At 58.5% G+C, this 18,642-nt stretch carries 17 protein-coding genes; 7 read left to right on the forward strand and 10 right to left on the reverse strand.

Translation table 11 applies throughout. The features are described from left to right. Nucleotides 1-30 precede the first annotated feature (30 nt). Nucleotides 31-657 carry a response regulator gene (locus EI77_RS00155; protein ID WP_133792737.1) on the reverse strand — a complete coding sequence of 209 codons (627 nt, stop codon included), beginning with the start codon at nt 655-657 and terminating at the stop codon, nt 31-33. Further along, the gene (locus EI77_RS00160; RefSeq protein WP_133792738.1) at nt 650-2,752 is read right to left on the reverse strand and encodes a sensor histidine kinase; all 2,103 of its coding nucleotides are present in this window, start codon (nt 2,750-2,752) and stop codon (nt 650-652) included. The genes EI77_RS00155 and EI77_RS00160 overlap by 8 nt, the downstream gene beginning before the upstream one ends. 629 nt (nt 2,753-3,381) lie before the next feature. On the opposite strand from EI77_RS00160, the gene EI77_RS00165 reads away from it, so the two are divergent. Together EI77_RS00165 and EI77_RS23945 are read left to right on the forward strand one after the other, a co-directional pair. After that, nucleotides 3,382-4,830 (forward strand): DNA-3-methyladenine glycosylase 2, encoded by a 1,449-nt coding sequence (locus EI77_RS00165; RefSeq protein ID WP_133792739.1) that lies wholly within the window; start codon nt 3,382-3,384, stop codon nt 4,828-4,830. Next, entirely contained in the window at nt 4,827-5,336 is a 510-nt protein-coding gene (locus EI77_RS23945) for a methylated-DNA--[protein]-cysteine S-methyltransferase (RefSeq protein ID WP_133792740.1), read from the forward strand. Before EI77_RS00165 ends, EI77_RS23945 begins: the two co-directional genes overlap by 4 nt. Here EI77_RS23945 and EI77_RS00175 read toward each other — a convergent pair. After that, nucleotides 5,323-7,200 carry a monovalent cation:proton antiporter-2 (CPA2) family protein gene (locus EI77_RS00175; RefSeq protein WP_133792741.1) on the reverse strand — a complete coding sequence of 626 codons (1,878 nt, stop codon included), beginning with the start codon at nt 7,198-7,200 and terminating at the stop codon, nt 5,323-5,325. The two genes, EI77_RS23945 and EI77_RS00175, sit on opposite strands and share 14 nt — an antisense overlap. A 302-nt stretch (nt 7,201-7,502) precedes the next feature. Here EI77_RS00175 and EI77_RS00180 point away from each other — a divergent pair, with 302 nt between their 5' ends. Then, entirely contained in the window at nt 7,503-8,462 is a 960-nt protein-coding gene (locus tag EI77_RS00180; RefSeq protein WP_133792742.1) for a class I SAM-dependent methyltransferase, read from the forward strand. Nucleotides 8,463-8,489: 27 nt separating this feature from the next. Here EI77_RS00180 and EI77_RS00185 read toward each other — a convergent pair whose 3' ends face one another. From EI77_RS00185 to EI77_RS00195, 3 genes are read right to left on the reverse strand one after another with little or no spacing between them, the layout of a single operon-like run. After that, nucleotides 8,490-9,431: an N-formylglutamate amidohydrolase gene (locus EI77_RS00185; RefSeq protein ID WP_133792743.1), complete on the reverse strand. Its 942-nt coding sequence runs from the start codon at nt 9,429-9,431 to the stop codon at nt 8,490-8,492. After that, a complete protein-coding gene (locus EI77_RS00190; RefSeq protein ID WP_133792744.1) occupies nt 9,428-10,288 on the reverse strand; it encodes an NlpC/P60 family protein in 861 nt (286 codons plus the stop codon). The genes EI77_RS00185 and EI77_RS00190 overlap by 4 nt, the downstream gene beginning before the upstream one ends. Then, complete coding sequence (locus tag EI77_RS00195; protein WP_166646924.1) at nt 10,285-10,986, reverse strand: BPL-N domain-containing protein; 702 nt, start codon at nt 10,984-10,986, stop codon at nt 10,285-10,287. Before EI77_RS00195 ends, EI77_RS00190 begins: the two co-directional genes overlap by 4 nt. Nucleotides 10,987-11,279: 293 nt before the next feature. Between EI77_RS00195 and EI77_RS00200 the strand changes: the two genes are divergently transcribed. After that, a complete protein-coding gene (locus EI77_RS00200; protein ID WP_133792746.1) occupies nt 11,280-13,262 on the forward strand; it encodes a sensor histidine kinase in 1,983 nt (660 codons plus the stop codon). A gap of 36 nt (nt 13,263-13,298) precedes the next feature. After that, nucleotides 13,299-13,958: a response regulator gene (locus EI77_RS00205; RefSeq protein ID WP_133792747.1), complete on the forward strand. Its 660-nt coding sequence runs from the start codon at nt 13,299-13,301 to the stop codon at nt 13,956-13,958. Between the two features lie 62 nt (nt 13,959-14,020). On the opposite strand, the gene EI77_RS00210 is transcribed toward EI77_RS00205, so the two are convergent. Then, nucleotides 14,021-14,479, reverse strand: a complete 459-nt coding sequence (locus EI77_RS00210) for a NanQ anomerase/TabA/YiaL family protein (protein WP_133792748.1) — start codon at nt 14,477-14,479, stop codon at nt 14,021-14,023. A gap of 204 nt (nt 14,480-14,683) precedes the next feature. Between EI77_RS00210 and EI77_RS00215 the strand changes: the two genes are divergently transcribed. Further along, nucleotides 14,684-15,532, forward strand: a complete 849-nt coding sequence (locus EI77_RS00215) for an RNA polymerase sigma factor (RefSeq protein ID WP_133792749.1) — start codon at nt 14,684-14,686, stop codon at nt 15,530-15,532. 69 nt (nt 15,533-15,601) lie between these two features. Then, on the forward strand, nt 15,602-16,021 hold the full coding sequence (locus EI77_RS00220; protein WP_208300225.1) for a DUF1398 family protein: 420 nt from the start codon (nt 15,602-15,604) through the stop codon (nt 16,019-16,021). 17 nt (nt 16,022-16,038) lie between these two features. On the opposite strand, the gene EI77_RS00225 is transcribed toward EI77_RS00220, so the two are convergent. From EI77_RS00225 to EI77_RS00235, 3 genes are all read right to left on the reverse strand, one after another. Beyond that, nucleotides 16,039-17,025 (reverse strand): L,D-transpeptidase family protein, encoded by a 987-nt coding sequence (locus EI77_RS00225; RefSeq protein ID WP_133792750.1) that lies wholly within the window; start codon nt 17,023-17,025, stop codon nt 16,039-16,041. A 26-nt stretch (nt 17,026-17,051) separates the two neighbouring features. Beyond that, entirely contained in the window at nt 17,052-18,026 is a 975-nt protein-coding gene (locus EI77_RS00230) for a Fic family protein (RefSeq protein ID WP_133792751.1), read from the reverse strand. Nucleotides 18,027-18,098: 72 nt separating this feature from the next. Then, on the reverse strand, nt 18,099-18,533 hold the full coding sequence (locus tag EI77_RS00235; protein WP_133792752.1) for a YciI family protein: 435 nt from the start codon (nt 18,531-18,533) through the stop codon (nt 18,099-18,101). Nucleotides 18,534-18,642: the final 109 nt, after the last annotated feature.

The following is an 18,642-nucleotide window of genomic DNA, read 5'->3' on the forward strand; positions in this document are numbered from 1 at the left end:
GGAGCGGGGACAGATGCATTCAGCTTTTCGTTAGACCCTCACCAGCCCCCGCCGGATGGCCTCCGCTGTAGCCTGCGCACGGTCATTCACTTTCAGCTTCAGCAGGATGCGGCTCACATGCTGCTTTACCGTATCCTCACCGATACCCAGCGTGGCTGCGATTTCCTTGTTCGCATTTCCCTGCGTCACCAGTGTCAGGATCTCACGCTCACGCGGCGTGATCTCTGGCTCGGCCGTGCGCTCTCGCAGCCGCGCCTCAAGGTCAGCAGGCAGCCACTTTTTACCCTGGGCCACACTGCGGATAGCAGCGAGCAAATCATCGCGTGAGGAAGATTTTTGCAGATAACCCAGCGCACCCGCTCTTAGTGCCGCTTGCACCTCCTCATCTCGGGCAAAGGTGGAAAACATCAGCACCCTGGCTTCCGCATAGTCCGCCATCAGCCGCATCGTTGTTTCGATCCCCGATATGCCCGGCAGTTGCAGGTCCATCAGCACCACCGTCGGCTTCAGTTTCGCATACGCCTCCAGGGCCAGTTCCCCACGGTCCACCTCTCCGGTCACCCTCAGGTCATCCTCCAGTTCCAAAGAAGCAGCCAGGCCACTGCGCACGACAAAGTGGTCGTCCACGAGAAGAAGAGTGAGGGTCGTATCAGCCATGATCAGTCAGAGAAAAAAGGGGTAAGGTCACGCGCACCTGTGTGCCATGCGGGGTCACATTCAGCCATTCCACCTGCGCACCGATGCGCAGGCAGCGCTCCCGGATGCCCATGCAGCCGAAGTGTCCGGCCTGACCCTGGGTGGATGTCTGCTCCAGCCCCTGGCCATCGTCTGAAATAGTCAGGCACAGCTCCCCATCCTGGGTCTTTAGCCCCAGCACAATGGACGACGCATGCGCATGCTTCAGCACATTCGTCACTGCTTCCTGGGCGATCATCCGCAAATGATGCGCCACATGCACTGGCAGCGCAGGCAGCGGCGGCTCCACCCGCACCTGCACCTCCAGCAGGTCGCTCAGCGTCCGCTCCGCCAGTTCATTCAGCGCCGCAGGCAGGTCCGTCACACTTTCCGGGTCCGCACGCAGATCCGCCACCAGATTGCGCGCCTCCGTCTGGATGCGCGAAACCAGATGGCGGGAGGTCTCCATCAGGCGCTTCGCCTTGTCTTCCAGCGGCCTCGTCATCGCTGCATCCAGGCGCAGAGAAAGCCCCGCCAGTTCCTGCTCCAAAGTATCATGAAATTCCCGGGCGATCCTCTGCCGCTCTTCCAGCGCCGCCTCATGGGTGATCCGCCGCCGCAGTGCCTCCCCCTGCTTGGCCACCTGCCTGCGCAGCAGCGTGATCCAAAGCAGCCCACCCGCCATCACCGCCAGCAGCAGGCCGATCAGCCCCACCAGTCGCTGCACCGTCCACCAGGACGGCTCGCGTAAAATCACCAGATCCTCCTCACCCCGTAGCAGCAGCATCGCACTCTCTGGCCGTGAGCGAAACCCCTTGTCCGAGGACGACTCCACCCGGCAGATGCCCGTCAGCCGCAGCAGGGAACCCTGCCTCGGCACATCCCCCCCTTCACGGGTCGGCAGCAGTGCCCGCATTGGCATCTCGGTCGAAACCAGTCTCAGCTCCCACCCTGAGCCCGTGCGGAAAGCATCCACCAGTTCCGCCTCTAGACTCACCAGATCCGCATCCAATGTCCCTTCCAAAATCTCCTTCACCGTCACCTCCACCGGCTCAGCCTCCGCCTCTTCCGCAGCCCCCCCCTCTTCCTTCACCAGCACTGCATCCACTAGGCTGGCGCTGAATCCATCCATGTTAGGGAAACCAGCCACATCCAGCCTCTGGCCAGGCTTTAAAGACAGGGGCCTCGTCAGCCTCAAGGCCAGTGCCGCAGGCCGCACCTTATCCTCCGTACCTTTAAGCCTGGGGGAAGAAGGCACCACCGCCTCAGCCGTCAGATCCCGGATAAAAACCTGCCCGTCAGGAAAAGCCGCCAGCACCGTCCCCGCCGTCCGCACCCGGTGGCCAAAGTCTTCCATCCGTGCCGGGTCAAAACGCAGCAGCCGCGCCGCAGGCAGGACCTCCAGCGCCTCCAGCGCCGGGGCCGCTTTGACTATTTTCACATCGCTCCAGTCACTCACCCGCAGATAGGGAAACACCAGTTGCCGCCGGTCATTGATCCCCCCTGCTGCCAGCGCGGTGATTTGTAGGCGCGCATCCACCCACTCCTCCTGTTTTTCCGGCAACGGCGCATCCACCCGGACCTCCACCACCCGGCTGCCTAACGCCAAGTGCAGTACAGATCTGTTTTCCTCCGGCACCGACAGACGCCGCCCGATGCCCTCCACCTGCACCATTTGATAATGGAACCTCCCCGTAGCCAAGTCCTCATACCCCGCAGGCACAGGCACCGGAGGCTCCCCGGACCCCAGTAGATCATAAGACTGCGCCTCCACTCCCGTGAGATAAAGTCCCGGCACACTTCTCCCCTTCACCAGCACCCGGTCACCCACCTTCAAGCTTTTGACCCGTCGGCTGGCCCGGAAAAAAGTCCCCCCCGTCTCATCCTGAACGAAGACCGTTCCCCCTCCAGGGGATTCGATAAAACCCACCACTGCCTGCAGTTCCACCGGCACTCCCGTCAGAGCCACATCCGGCGGCAGCCCCCTCACCTCCGCCGCTCGCGTCAGCACCTCCTGGGCCTGGCCGCCAAGCGCCAGTCCAAGAACAAGACATGCCAATATCCCGAGTCGAGTCATCTCCCCCCAATGGACCCCCACCCGCCCCCAAATGCAACCCGCGCCATACCTCTCTTTCGTGAGGGTTCGCAAAACATCTCAATGATGTCCGCTTCGTCCTTACCCATTCCCCTTTGTGAACAGCCCTACCGTCACACTGTCACACTGTCCAGCCCACCATGCTTGCAATCTCCACCTTTTACTATATCATAAAATAGTGTAAAACAAATGACACCAAACCCCCTCTCTTCAAAATCTTGTTAATCCTACAATCCTGGTAATCCTGTAAAAAAATGCCCGCCCGTCCATTCCCCATCCGGGGACACTGGGGACCGATGGGGAAAACCATCCCCATCGCCAACCTCTTGATTTACAATCCATTACCCACCAAAATCCCAAATGGGGAAAAAACAAAAATCATCCCCATCCCCCATTACATCATAAAAAAATATCATCCATCACACTTCAAAGCCCCCCAAGACCCCCATTCTCCGCCACCTCTGCCTCACCGCCCCTCTGCGGCCATCCACCCAACCCAAAAACACCCTCTTAAACAGTCCATGACTGAGCACTGAGCACTGAGCACTGCCCCCTCACCACCCCGTCCGAAAACTGCCAGCGCATCTCTCATTCCCTGCCATCTTCCTTCCATGAAACTGACCGACGCCAACTGCTACACCGCCCTCCAGGCGCGGGATGCACGGTTTGATGGCGTCTTCTTCACGGGTGTCAAAACCACCGGCATTTATTGCCGCCCCATCTGCCCGGCCCGCACCCCAGCCCCCAGTTCCTGCACCTTTTACCCCACCGCCAGCGCGGCAGAATCCGCAGGCTTCCGCCCCTGCCTGCGCTGCCGTCCGGAACTCGCCCCCGGCTGCCAGGGCAGTTCCCTGGCGGAGGCCGTCCTCCGTCGCCTTCAGGAACGTGCGGTCGAAGGCACCCGCCTCGAAGATCTGGACCAGGATCTCGGCCTCAGTTCCCGCCAGGTACGCCGCCTTCTCGAAAAAGAATTTGGAGTCACCCCGCTCCAGGTCATCCAGACCCAGCGCCTGCTCCTGGCCAAGCAGCTTCTCCAGGAAACCTCCCAGCCGATCAGCGAGATTGCCCTGGCCGCTGGCTTCCGCAGCCTGCGCACCTTCAACGCCCTCTTTAAAGAGCGCTACCACCTCGCCCCCAGTGCCTGTCGCCGTTCCACCAGCAAACCCAAAACGGGCGAAGGTATCCGCCTGCGCCTGGCCTACCGCGCCCCCTTGGCCTGGGAGGCCCTCATGGATTATTTCCGCAGCCGTCTGGTTCCCGGCGTGGAGGAAATCGAAGGCCGTGAATACCGTCGCACCGTGGCTCTCGGGCAGGCCAGTGGCTGGATGCGCGTCTGGCCCCATGAAACGGAAGCCGTTTTGATCGTCGAAGTCTCCCCTTCCCTCACCCGTCATCTCGGCGCGGTACAATCAAGAGTTAGGCGCATGTTTGACCTCGATGCCCGGCCCGATGCCATCCTGGAAGTGCTCGGCTCAGATCCCCTTCTTGCGCCCGTTTTTCATCACTTCCCCGGCCTCCGTGTCGGTGGGGCCTGGGACAGCTTTGAACTGGCCGTCCGCGCCGTGCTCGGCCAGCAGATCACCGTGACCGCCGCCACCACGCTCTCTGGCAGGCTCGCCGCTCGCACAGGTACCGCCATTGAGACACCCTTTAAAAATCTGCACCGTCTGGCGATCACGGCCGAGGCCTTGGAAAAACTGAGTGTGGATGACCTTTGCAATCTCGGGCTCGTTCGTGCCCGTGCCTCAGCCCTCATTCATCTGGCCGCTTCCGCGCTCAAAGGCGGACTCGAGTTTCCTCCCGGTCTGGACCACGAGGCCGCAGTCGCACGCCTCATTGAGCTGCCCGGCGTCGGCCCCTGGACCGCTCATTACATCGCCATGCGTGCGCTCCGTTTTCCCGATGCCTTTCCTGCCGCTGATCTTGGTCTGCGCAAGGCCATCGGCAATGGCGAGCTCATCCCCACCAAGCAGGCCGAGTTGCGTTCAGAGCCTTGGCGTCCTTGGCGCGCCTATGCTGCCGCCGCCCTTTGGAAAAGCCTCTCCCCACTCACCCCATGACACCCGTCCGTTACTTCACCCAGACCTCCTCGCCCATCGGCCCCATCACGCTCGTCGCTACCGATGCCGGACTCTCCGGCCTTTATCTTGAAGGCCAGCGCCACTGGCCTCGTGATGCGGAAACCTGGAAGCGCGAGGACGATGGCACCCGCTTTGATCCCGTCCTCACAGCCCTCGCCCGCTACTTCATGGGCAAGTCATTTCATTTCGATCTCCCGCTGGATTTCGTCACCGGCACCCCGTTCCAGCAGCAGGTGTGGCAGGCACTCAAACTCATCCCTGCCGGACAAACTTGGACCTACTCGCAGCTTGCTGCCCACGTCAATGCCCCCGCCGCTGTTCGCGCAGTGGGTGCCGCTGTGGGCCGCAACCCACTCTCCATCATCATCCCCTGCCATCGTGTCATCGGCGGCAACGGCTCACTTACGGGCTACGCCGGAGGCCTCGAACGCAAGCGGTGGCTGCTGGCTCACGAAGGCTGGGAACTGCCCGTCATGACTCCTTAGGCCCGGCCACATCCCAGGCATCCTCACGGTCCAGATGCTGCCGCCGCAAATCCTGACGAAACACCGCTTCCAAATTCTCCAGATGCTGCCGCGCCACCGAGACATAAGTTGCCTGGTCCCCTCCATAATGCTTGGCCAGGTCACGCACACTTTGCTCCTCATAGCAGCGGAAGATTTCCACCGCTCTCACCGCCCGATGCGCCCGAAATCCAAGAGCACGCAAAATATCCGTGCTCAGGTCCAGCGAGCTGCCCAACAGATCCCGCCGGAAGTCCGTGACGCCACGTTGAATGAGCTGATAAGCATGATCACGGCTGGTGGCCCTGGCCAGGATGCGCAGATGCGGAAACTCATGGCGGACCAGATCCACGATTTCCAGCGACTTCGCCTCCTCATCCACCGCACAGACAAACAGCTTGGCCTTCTCCGCCCCCGCCGCTGCCAGCAGGTCCGCCCGGGAGGCATCTCCATAAAAGGACTTCAGTCCAAAACGCGCCAGCATTTCCACCTGGTCAGGATCATTGTCCAAAACCGTCACCCCAAATCCGTTGGATTGCAGCAAGCGCCCGATGATATGCCCGAAACGGCCGAATCCCGCCAGGATCACCGGGTGCTCGTGGGATTCCACCACATCATGCTCCCGTGCCGGTTTCATCCTCGCAAAACGCGGCTGAATCAGCCGGTCATTGGCGATCAGCATCAACGGCGTCAGCGCCATGCTGATGGCCACCGAGGCGTTCAGCAGGGCTGCGATCTCCGGCTCCACAAGCCCAAGCTGCCCGGCAGTGCCCAACAAAACAAAACAGAACTCACCGCCCTGCGCCATGGCACAGGCAAAAACAAAAGACGCCCCCATCCCCAGCCGGAAGGTCCCTCCCAGAGCCAGCAGCACCAGGAACTTAATGCCGATCAATCCGGCGACCATCATGGCGATCATCCCCGACTGAGCCATCACCAGACCGAGGTTCAACCCGGCCCCCACCGCCATGAAAAACAGCCCCAAAAGCAGTCCTTTGAAAGGCTCCACATCCGCCTCCAACTGATGCCGGTATTCGCTTTCAGCCAATACCACCCCGGCAATAAAAGTCCCCAGTGCCGCCGACAGCCCGACCAGATGCATCAACCAGGCCACACCCGCGACCACCAGGAGGGTGACGACCGTGAACATCTCCCTCAACTTCGAAGCAGCCACATAGCGGAAAAGATAGCGCAAAAAGTAGTGCGCCACCACGATGACGCCCACCACCGCGCCGATCGTGCACATCGTCTGCGCCCACTGCGGCAGGTGGGCCAGGGCGGATTCATGGCCATGGGCCGCAGCATCCCCCGCCGCCGCTTTTCCATGCAGGGTATGGGCCAGCCAGGGAAAGACGGCCAGCATGGGAATGACCGCGATGTCCTGAAACAGCAGCACCGAAAAACACGCCTGCCCGCCCCGAGTATTCAGCAGATTTCTCTCCGCCAGGGACTGGATCACGATGGCGGTGGAGGACATGCTCAAAATCAGGCCAATGGTCACCGCCATCGGCCAGGCCAGGCCCAAAAGCATCCCCACCCCAGTGACAACCGCCGCCGTGCACAGCACCTGCGCGCTGCCCATCCCCAGGATGGGTCCACGCAAACGCCAAAGCAGACTCGGCCGTAGTTCCAACCCGACGACAAAGAGCATGATCACCACACCAAACTCCGCCACATGCTGCACATCCTCCACTTCTCCCACCAACCCCAAAAGGGAAGGACCAATCACAATGCCCGCCAGCAAATAACCTAGGACAGAACCCAGGCCCAAACGTTTGGCAATGGGCACCGCGATAACGGCAGCGAGGAGGTAAACAACTGCTTGAAACAGAAACTCGGAACTCATGATAAAAGGGCGGATCAGCGAAAAAACTAGTTCGCATAAAGCCGCTGACAGACCCAAAAGCATCTTTCTTTAGCCCAAATCGACAAATTTTAGACGCAAATGCGATGACCCTTGCGATTAGCGGCATTTTTTAAATTCAAAACATCCCGTTCTCAGGACCCACTAGAAATAACTATATTTTTAAGAAACAAAGTTCCCAAAATGCAACATTTCGCATTTTGCCCGGCTTAATATCTCGGTTATTTTAACAAAAGACACTGCCTGATTTCCAATCGGACGGGATATTTTAAAATAACACTGAGATGCCGCCTCCCTACTCCATCCTCACTGCAGAGTCGCCCGTTCTCAGTCGGCGTGAGTCTCATCTCCTTAACTCATTCGATGACTTGCTGCATGACTTTTTGAGTAAAGGGGGTCCGCTTCCGCCGGAGTATAGTGTGCTCAATCGTGCGGTGCGCCACCTGGGGGATGCGGTGCGCGGCGGCAGTCTATACCAGGATGAAGTCTCCACTTATATTCGGGATCTCACCCAGACTCATCTGAAGGGCACCATGCAGGCGCAAGCACTGGAGAGGAAGTATGGGTATAGCGGGGACTTTGAAATCATCGACCGCATCTATACCCGGCATACCAGCCAGGACCCGGACCTCCGCCTGTGGGATCTATACTTTCACAGCCAAGCGGCACCCGTTGCCGTTCGGAATCGCAAAGGATACTTCCAGGACCTGATGCAGGCCCACCTGGATGCCCATATCGGCAAAGGCACCCTGGCCATACTCAATGTGGCCAGCGGCCCGGCCCGGGATGTCCGTGAATTCTTCCAAAACCATCCCGATGCCCCCGTCTATATGGACTGTGTGGACATGGATGCACATGCCATCGAATACGCCCGCAAGATGTGCGCGCCATGGTCATCGCAGATCAGCTTTCACCACCGCAACGTGCTGCGCTTCGTCCCCACACGCGGGTATGATCTGGCGTGGTCCGCAGGCTTGTTTGATTACCTGAGTGACCGCGTCTTTATCCATGTATTAAAGGCCATGATGGCAGTCACCAAGCCGGGTGGAGAGGTGGTGATCGGCAACTTTTCAGACTACAATCCCAGCCGGGATTACATGGAGCTGCTCGGCCACTGGCAGCTCATCCATCGCAGCCGCGAAACCCTGACCGCCCTCGCCGCACGGGCCGGTGCCTCACCCGACCAGGTCAAGATTTTCTGGGAACCCGAAGGCGTGAATTACTTCATGCATATCCGTTGCTAACGTCAGATGGTCTAACGAAAAGAACGGTTATTGAGCAGCGGAAGGCGTTTCAGCAGGGAGCGCAGCGGGTTCATTAGCACGCCCGCCATCCAGGCGAAGACCGAGACGGTCTGAGAGAAAGGTATTCAGTGAGGAGGTCAGCGCTTTGGCAAAGGCGAGCCTGTTAGCCGGAGTATCCCGGAGACGGGGGCGGTTGGCCTCGATCTGAAAGCCGGTGACATGGCGGGAGGCATCACAATGCCTAAAGATGGTATAACCTCCTTTAAAATAAGGTTCATCTGGCACGGGCAGCCGAGGACTGGGGGTGGCTGCAAAGCCGCGTTCCTCCAGCAAGGCACCGAAGCTCATCGGGCCCCGAAGCAGTTCCGTATAAGTCAGCCCGCCCCGTGCAGCCACCAGCTCCAGGCTGCCTGCCCCAGTATAGGACGGCCCATTGAGCGCTTCTTCGCAGTCAGACATTTCCAAAGGCGTATGCAGGTAACCCAACTCCACACGCGGCTCCTTGTGCCCATGACCATGCAGATCAATCAGGAAAGCGACCCCGTGCTGACGAACAGCTTCCGCACAGGCATGCTCAATCATGGCATGATGCTCATGCCAGGCCTGCTCAGCCAGGGCATTCCCTTGAGCAGCCTCTGTGATTTCCCGGTTGGCATCCAGCTTGCTGCGATGCAGTCGGCAGATGACCAGGTGGATATGGCGTCCGGTTTCAGCATGGATGACAGCGGCGATGGTGCGTGCCAGCTCCTGGGTGTTCGCATCGGAATCGGTCACTCCCTGTCGGCGGTCCGGGATCTCTGGAGGTAGCAGCCGACCTCCATGCGGTGCCACAATGATGATGGGCAAGTCCCCAGGCACATACTCGATGAAGTTATGCTGCCCAAAGACACTGTTCCCAGGGGACATATCCTGGGCGGAAGCCATCCAGGGACAGAGGCCGAATAGGATAACAAAAAGGATGTTTTTCATCGGGATACTGTTTTAGGACCATCAGGGATGATGCGCAGAGCGTGGCTGGCCTGCCGAAAATACCAGGACCTAGGGGTAAAAGGTCTCAGGTAGATGCCATCGGGGATCTTGTTTTTGCTGGCATCCAGACTGCCGGAACCGGTGCTGTCCAGAATGAGCGGAGTGCCGTCCGGGGAATCTCCTATAGCCCCGACCCAAAGCACGACATGGGACAGAGCACCGCTAGTGTTGTTAATGTAGAGCAGATCACCCGTCAGCAGGGTGCGGTTGTATTCCTCGTAGTTTTTTGGGAGTTCGATGCGCCGAACTGGAGAGGTGCGACGTGGGCCCGGACCGGTGACATCCGTCATTTCAGCCTGTTTGCGCACGTCTCCCGTGGGCTTGATACCCAGAGCCAGGTTATACACAAAGGCAGTGAAGTTGCTGCAATCCACTCCCTTGGCTGCCGGTGTGGTCTGATCCGCATCCTTGGTCCAGTCAGCAGGTGGATCCCAGTCTGGTACATGGTGATGCTGGTAGGAATAACCAACGAAACGCAAGCCCGTGGCGATGATTCTCTCGCGGGACCAATCGGGACTCTTCGAGGCCAACCTAGGAGGTGGATCGAAGTGGCGGGCTGCCGGGCCGCGATATCCCCAGCGCACTTGGTTGCGCGGGTTATACCATTCCCCATACGGAACGCTGGCGTGGTCTTTCCAGTCAGATCGCGGCCCCGTGAGCAGATCCCCAATGAGATCACTTTCCTCAAAAGAAAACTTTACCTGATAAGGTGACTGGTAGCTTTTGCGGTCCGGTTCCTCGGCTGAAAGTCCGGTAACAATGGCCAGCAGTGTGAGCAAAAGGGTCGCCGTTTTCATGGTGTATTCCCCTGTCTTGCTGGGTATTGATCCTGGCCAGCGGCCCAGAGAAGAGCCCGTGGGATAAGGTTTTCCAGGCCTGGGGTATTCTCAGGATGCGGGCTGGAAATGAATACACGGCCCAGGCCAAAGGTGCCCACGGCCTGGGCAGGAGAGTTCACCATGACGCCAGCAGGAGAATCATTCTCCGCCAGTTCAGTGCGAAAAAGGGCCACGGAGGTATAGGCAGGAATGTGTGGACTGCTGCCCGGCTGGATGACGGGGCCATTGTTATACCTGACTTTGAAAGTTCCCTTCACCTCCCCCAGTAGAGACTGACCCAAGGGTGTAACTTCCTGCTCCAGGTAGCCGCTGCCCCGCCGCCAGCGGGTGGAGACGGTGGAGGCATTGAGGATGCCCAGGCTCCAGTCAAAACCCGAGCAGGAGAGGTAAGCCCCAGCGCAGATACCCACGTATCCGCCCCCTTGACGCACATACTCGCGGACATTCTCCTTGCCGAGCTCACCTATGTTTTTTGCCTGAACACGGGCGCTGCCACCACTGAAAACCACCACATCGAAAACGGACAAGTCCACATCTCCCATCTGGGCTGGCGGTATAAGAACGACGTCACCCCCAGGAATGGAAGTCACGGCTTTCATCACTGCCTCCACGCCCGCTTTAGAAGATCCTTCTCCATCATAAATGGCGACTTTCAAAGGTCTTACTGAAACAGGAGCGGGGATGACTGACCGGAACCCGTTAATATCAGGAGGAATCTCGGGAGATGATGAAACAGGTAGTCCAGGGAGTGTTTCCTGGGCAAAAAGTGGCTGGCTTTGACTGCCCAAAGCAATGAGAACTAACAATGGAATCAGCGGGTTCATACAAGGTGCATCTCGTGAATTGAGCTATCGAATGCATCTCATCCTGAGGCAGGCTTCATGGATGTCACCTCACCAAAATAAGTGAGGAGACATGGGCGCGCGCGCGTCTATCCTGAGGCGAGCGCATGAAGTTTTTGAGCACCCTGATGACAGCCGCCTTTTTATCCCAGGCGGTGGATTCCCAGTGGGTGCGTGGTTTCGGCTTTTGGGCTTGGGGTGACTTGCAGAGAATGGACCACCGGCTGGAGGAGCTGGATCAGCAACTGGCCACCCTGCCGGAAATGGTGCCCATCAACAGTTCTATCCGCGTTGGCTTAAAAACGGGTTATACCACTACGGAAGACACCCGCTGGATCGAGATGAAGCTGCCCGAGACAGCCCTGGTGGATACCATCGTCATGGTGCCGCCACTGGCGAAAGGGGCCAATGCGGTGGTGGCCGGATACGGTTTTCCTATCCGGTTCAAGCTGGAGGTCTTTGATGATGAAGGCCGGAGTTCCATCGTCATGGACCAGACGCAGGAGGACTTTCCCAATCCTGGCTGTTACCCGGTGGTGGTCCGTTTTCCCCCACAGCCGCTGCGGAGTGTCCGCCTGACGGCCACAGAGCCATGGTCCGCCGATGGACCCGAGGTCCTGGCCCTGGCAGAAATGCTTGTCCTCTCCGGCAGGCGAAATCTGGCCATCAATGCCAGAGTTCAAAGCTCCAGCACCCGCAATGCACCCCGTGCCTGGACGCGGCCAAACCTAGTGGATATGGTGACTCCGCTGGGGCTGCCCACAGCGCCGCAGGTCGGAGGCACCCTGGGGTATCACAGTGAGGTGGCTACCAAAAGTGATGTCCAAAAATCCATCACCCTGACGCTGCCTGAAATCACCGAGCTAGATGAGGTGCGGCTGCTGCCGGTGCGCCGCCGTGATGTGCCCCTGTGGTTCGACTATGGCTTCCCGATCCTTTACCGTGTGGAGACGGCCACCCGCGAGGACTTCAGCGATGCCACCTTGCTGCATGAGGTGACCGATACCTTTTACCCCTCCCCCGGTATGAACCCGGTCTGCATCCCGGCAGGAGGAAAAGCCGCGCGCTTCATCCGCATCACCGCTAACAAACTATGGTATCGACGCAATGATTACGTCTTCGCCCTGGCGGAGGTCCAAGCGCTGAAGGACGGGATCAATCTGGCCCCGAGAGGCAGCTTTAGCGCAACGGATGTGCTGACCGGGGAAGAAGGTGCCGCATGGAGCCTGGCCGCGCTAACGGACGGCCTGGTAGAAAACGGGCGTCTCATTGAACTGCCGGACTGGTTTTCCCAATTGGAGCAACGCCGGGCGCTGGAAGAGGAACGGCAGGGGCTGATGACCGGGCGTGAAGCTCTGATCCAGCGCACTCATCAACAGATGGCCTATGGAGGCATCGGCAGTGTGGGCGTGCTCACGCTGTGTTTTGGCCTGCTGCTGTGGCGGCAGCACAGCCACCGGCGCAGGGATGCGCAGCGGATGCAAGACAAGCTGGCACGGGATCTTCATGATGAAATCGGATCCAATCTGGGCAGCATCACACTCATCTGCTCCATCGCCACCCAGCCGGATGCGACTCCCGAATCCGTGCAGGCAGACCTTTCTGAGATCGGCCGGGTGGCAGAAGAAACGGCCAATTCCATGCGCGACATGGTGGACCTGATCCGCAGGCCTTCTCCCGACAAAGGGCGCGACTGGCTGGACGTGCTACACAGCCTGACGGAGCGCCTGCTACGCGGCCTGGAACTGGACTGTGCGCTGCCGACCACTCCGCTAACCAAGGAGCCTGACATTGAAATGCAGCGGGAGATCTACCTCTTCTGCAAAGAAGTGCTGCACAATATCTCCCGCCATGCCGGGGCCACACGGGTACGCTTTTACCTCATCCCGACCGCAACGGGACTGCGCATCGAAATCGCCGACAATGGCATCGGTTTTGACACCGACCAGACATCCACAGGTCATGGCATGGGGAACCTCCGTGAGCGAGCCGCCGCCATGCATGCGCGCCTGCATCTTTCTTCAAAACGAGGGGAAGGCACCGTCATCCACCTGGACCTGCCCCGCACCCATCGATGGCGTCCCCGCTAAATTCCTAAAACATAAAATCCCCCCTCCATCACAAACTTGAAAACCGACAATCTCATCCGTGTCTGGATCGTCGAAGACCACGATATATTTCGTCGTTCCCTGCTACGTCTCTGCACTCCTGCCCATGGTCTGGCCCCAGGCATGGCCTTTGCCAATGCTGAAACAATGCTCACCGTCCTGCGCAACCACATCAAAGAAGAACTGCCTCAGGTGCTCCTGCTAGATGTGGGCCTGCCTGGGCGCAGCGGGCTGGACATCATCGGCGATGTGCACCGTCACGCGCCAGAATGCCGCATCGTCATCCTGACGGTATTTGAAGACGAGGCAAAAATAAGCCAGGCCATCAGCGCAGGGGCTAGTGGTTACCTTTTAAAAACGACGCGGGCAGAAACGGTGGCGGAAGCGGTGCTGGAGGCTCATCAAGGCGGCTCCCCCATGTCCCCCAAAGTGGCGGCCAGTGTGGTGCAGATGCTAGCCAGGCTGACCAAACCAGCCGCCGCGCCAGTCTCCCTCTCCAAGCGCGAGCAGGAACTGCTGGCCCTGCTGGTGGAGGGACTCACGGCCAAAGAAATCGCCGACCGGCTGGAAGTAAGCATCCACACCACAGGCACCCATACGCGCAATCTTTTCTCCAAGCTGGGAGTGCATAGCCGTGCTGCCGCAGTCGCCCGGGCGCTGCGTGAGCGCCTCGTGTGAGATGCCGTCAATTCCCTGCCCTTTTCTGAAATCAGGAAAGGGCAAATGAGGCGGGATTGATCTCAATCCACGGCCACTTTTACCACCACTTTGAAGACCTCCGAGGGAGCGTCCCATTCCACACAAGGAGCATGAGCATCCTCTGGATAGAGGATGCAGAAGTGACCCGCACTTAAATGCAGCGGGGTCATGTCTGGCACCAGTTTCCACAAAGCGGCCTCCTTCTCCGCATCATAGGCGCGGGTCTCTTCCTTCATTGTGGCCAAGGGTGCCCACAGGATGGTCTCGCGCCCGGAGTAGAGAAACTGCACATCAATGTATCTGCGGTGAGCCTCAAAGAGTGCCTTTTCCTGAGGCTTTGTCGTGTAAGTCTGGACGATAGCGAAGACATCATCCCCCGCGATGTCAAAGCGCCCCAGGGGCTGAGTGCCGTCCACCCCGCGCAGATAGGCAAAAGCCTGCGCAAAACGGGGCGATAAAGCTTCATAACGGGCAGACTGGTCGAGGGTGTCTAGGATCATGGCAGAGGATGGAGTCCAGTGTTTAAAACCGGGCCGTGGCCTGCGCAAGTGTGGAGACGGCAAAGAGGCCTAACAAATGCCTTCAATGCCATCCCTTGACGTTCTCGGCCCAGGAGCTCGGGTTGCGACCAGGACCAGCTGAAAAGATGATGAAGTCTTGTTTGATATCTGCTCCTCCTTCTGGAAAAACTTTATCACCTAATCATGGCCGCCGTTGAAACATCTGATGAGGACCTTGTATTCGCAGCCGTGCAGGGCGAACTGGCAGCGCTGGATACTTTGGTGCGCCGGCATCAATCGTGGGTTTTTAATCTGGCGCTACGCATGGTCTGGCGGAGAGAGGTGGCTGAGGATGCCACGCAGGACATCCTGATCAAAGCGGTGACGCACCTGGGCACCTTTGAAGGTCGCAGCAAATTTTCCACTTGGTTGCACCGCATCGCCGTGAATCATTTGCTCAATGTCAGGAAATCAGAAATGGAGGAAAAGGCGATGACTTTTACTGACATGGCAGCCTCGTTGGACACGGTCATGGATGAGGAACTGGCTGATGTGAAATCCCTGCCCGTGGAAATGGTACTTTTAGTGGAGGAGGCACGGCTGGGCTGCATCACGGCCATGCTCATGTGCCTGGACCGGCGTCAGCGCCTGGCCTTCATCCTGGGGGAGGTCTTTGGCGAATCCGGGGATGCAGCGGCTGCGGCGATGGAGATCAGCCCGGCCAACTTTCGCCAACTGCTGTCGCGGGCCCGGCATGATCTTTATCAATTCATGAACCACAAGTGCGGACTGGTGAATACGGCCAATCCCTGCCGTTGCGCCCGCAAAGCCGCCGGCTTCATGCGCAACGGATGGCTGGACTCGTCTAACTTACAGTTTAGCAAAGACCGGATCGCCGAGATGAGAGATGGCGCACCGGCCCATCTCGAGGAGTTGCAAAAGCTGGACCGGCAGCATGCGCAGCTCTATCACACCCAGCCGTTTCTGGCGGGGCCGGATCTGGCAGACAACCTGCGCCACCTGCTTTCGCAGTCGAGGTTTGACAAAAATTAATCAAACTCACCTGAACTGTCACAACGCGACTGCGGGGATGTCACATCTCATGAAGCCCACCCTGGGCACGTGAATATCGACACCCTCATGAATACCCAACTCATCACCGCAGCAGCCCAAGCCACCCTGGACGGAGGCACTCCGTTTCCGACCATCGTCGCTCAACTTATCGAAGCGGGCGTGGAGTCTTATCAGGTGGATTACCTTTCCCTGCGAAAGACCTTTTACAGCGGCAATGGAGCGACCGTTTCCACTCCCCTAACCATTGAAGGATTGCCGCGTGTGGCGGCTGAATTCGATGCGCCTGCTTTGCGAGCCAATATCCTGGACAGCCAGCAAAATGGACAGCATTTCCGGGCCTTTACCCTGCGCGCCATGGAGGCGGGCGTGCAAGGTTACATCGCCTTTTTGCGAGGGAAAAGAGTGACCTATTTTGGCCGTCAAGGAGACCAGCACACGGAATGGTTTCCAGGTACCTCTGCTCCCTGATGGGAGCACGAATACAATCACTGAATGGTCACAGGCATGCCCTTCGCCACCAGGGTATAAAAGGTGGCTGCATCCCAATTGGAAAGGCGGATGCAGCCATGGCTTCCTGAGCGCCCGATGGTTTCAGGAAATGCAGTGCCATGAATGCCTACGCCGGGCCGGTTTAGACCTGTCCAGAGGACTCCGACAGGGCTGTTTGGCCCTGGAGGAAGGTTATAAAAGGTCTCGGTGCGCTCTCCACGTTTCAGCACTCCTTCATCGTAGCGATACCATGGCCAGGGGACAGCCCCCGTGATCTTCCATTCCCCCAGCGGGGCGGGATGCTCATCCGAGCCGGGTGTGAGGGGAAAGGCGGCGAGGAGGCGATCTCCCTCCGTCACACGCAGCATGCGAAGTCCTGTATCCACCTGCACACGACGTGTACCAGCCACTGAAGACTGTGGCCGGGAGTATCCCGAGGGAAACGCATCCACGCGGAAGGGTCGGTCGATATTCGGCACGGTGATCACCTCGCCAGGCGTCAATGCATCCATCTGGCGACCCGGATTTAGCTCGGCCATGAAAGCCACTGTGGTATGAAAGCGCTCAGCAAGCAGCTCGGTCAGACCGATGTAAGGGAGCGTCTTTTGCTGAGCTTGCTCCGCAGGTTCCAGGGCCATCGTTCCCAGCCGACGAAGATCATCCTCCGTCACGGCATACTGGGTATAAGGCTGGATGCCGCTGACATCCGGCACCACATTCACCGGCAGCCCCTGGGCCTCGCGATAGAGCGTTAGTGCCTTGCTGGTAAACTCTCCAGAATGCCCATCCACCACTCCCGGACCAAATTGACGGCCATCCAGAAAGATCTGTAACTGCACGGTGCGATCCCGTGAAAAGGCATCCACAGCAGGATCCGCAACATGGCGGCTACTGGTCACACATCCCGTTAGTCCAACAAGAACAGACGTCGTCAAGGCGGCCAGGGCGCACTGACGTGAACCGGCACAAAAAAGGAATCGCATGCCTGTATGAGGTGGGGCGGGCTGGTTTATTTCGCACCTGGGAAAGAAAACTTGTAGCGAGCCATCGCTTTATCGCCTGTCTTTTTGAGGATTCCCGATTCCACTGCCATTTGAAGATCCCGGCTGGCCGTGGCCGCAGAAAGGCCAGGAAAATGGCTCATGTATTCTTTACGTAAAAAGGAAGCGGAGCCCATCAATCCATTTGCTGCTGAAATCCGCTCCATCCCTGACATCCGTGGCTGTGGCGTGGTAAAAACTGGCTTCAGGGCAGCCAGCGTGACTTCCAGGGAAAATTCAATAAACAGCGTGGATTTCCCTGCCTTGTCACACAAACCCAGCACTGTGTAATAGTCCTGCTGCCGGTCACGGATCGCAGATTCAATCGGCACCAGTGAGAACAATGGATGATGGCGAAAGAGGATTAAGCTGTGCCAGAGACGCCCCATGCGCCCATTGCCATCCTCAAAAGGGTGAATGAACTCCATCTCGTAATGACACACAGCCGCGCAGATCAGTGGCGGCACTTCCTTTTCTTCCTTTAGCCAGCCGAACAAAGAGTTCATCAAACCTGCCACGCGGTCTGCTGGCGGGGCAATGTGGGCGATCATAGAGCCTTTAGCGATGCCCACGCCCCGGCTGCGCCAAGCGCCAGGGCGGCTTACCAGGCCGGCCATCATGAGATGATGCGCAGCCAGCAAATGCTTGGTGTTTTCCGGCTTCCACTTGGCCAGTTGGTCATAACAACGGATGGCGTTTTCGACTTCCCGCAGATCTTTTGCAGGGGCAATGACGCGTTTGCCCTCCAGCACAGCCGTCACCTGTTCCGCCGTCAGCGTATTTCCTTCAATGGCCAGGCTCGCCTGGATGGTCCGTACCCTTTGTGAACGACGTAACAAAGGGCTTGCCGGAGCCAGCAAGGCCCCATCATGCATCCCCAGCATCCGCTCAATCTCAGCCACAAGACTGGCGGCACGGGCGGTGATTTCAAAAGGGGGACGCATTGGGTGATAGTATCATATGAGACTATCAAAACAAGCATCGCTTACGCCGCACAAGCGCGATGCCAGGGGAGCTTATGCACCGCGCTGCCGCTCCAATTCTGCTCGCAGGCGCTCTTCCTGCTCGCGCAATGCCGGTGTCATTTCGCTGCCAAAATCCTCCATTTCAAAGAAGGGGCGAATCTCCACTTCCGACTCCTCGCCCGGCATTGGATCAGGGCAACGTTTCATCCACTCCAGCGCCTCCTCCATGGACTTCACCTGCCATATCCAAAAGCCTGCGATCAGTTCATTCGTGGCGGCAAAGGGACCGTCAATGATGGTCTTCTTGCCACTGGAGAACCTCACGCGCTTGCCCTTGCTGCTGGGATGCAGGCCATCTCCGTCCAGCATCACTCCGGCCGCCAGCAGTTCCTCATTAAATTTACCCATCTCCGCCATCAGCTCCTCAGTGGGCATGATGCCAGCTTCAGAGTTCTTCGTTGCCTTGACTATGACCATGACTTTCATCGCAGTGATTCTTTCTATTGGTAAGGTGTTTAGGGAAGCCTTCCGGTTACAGCAACCCCCGGTCTTCCTTTCAATCACATGACGAACGAAATCGGTGTGAAAGGACATG

This window comes from Prosthecobacter fusiformis (assembly GCF_004364345.1).
In the GTDB taxonomy this organism is placed as follows: Bacteria; Verrucomicrobiota; Verrucomicrobiia; order Verrucomicrobiales; family Verrucomicrobiaceae; genus Prosthecobacter; species Prosthecobacter fusiformis.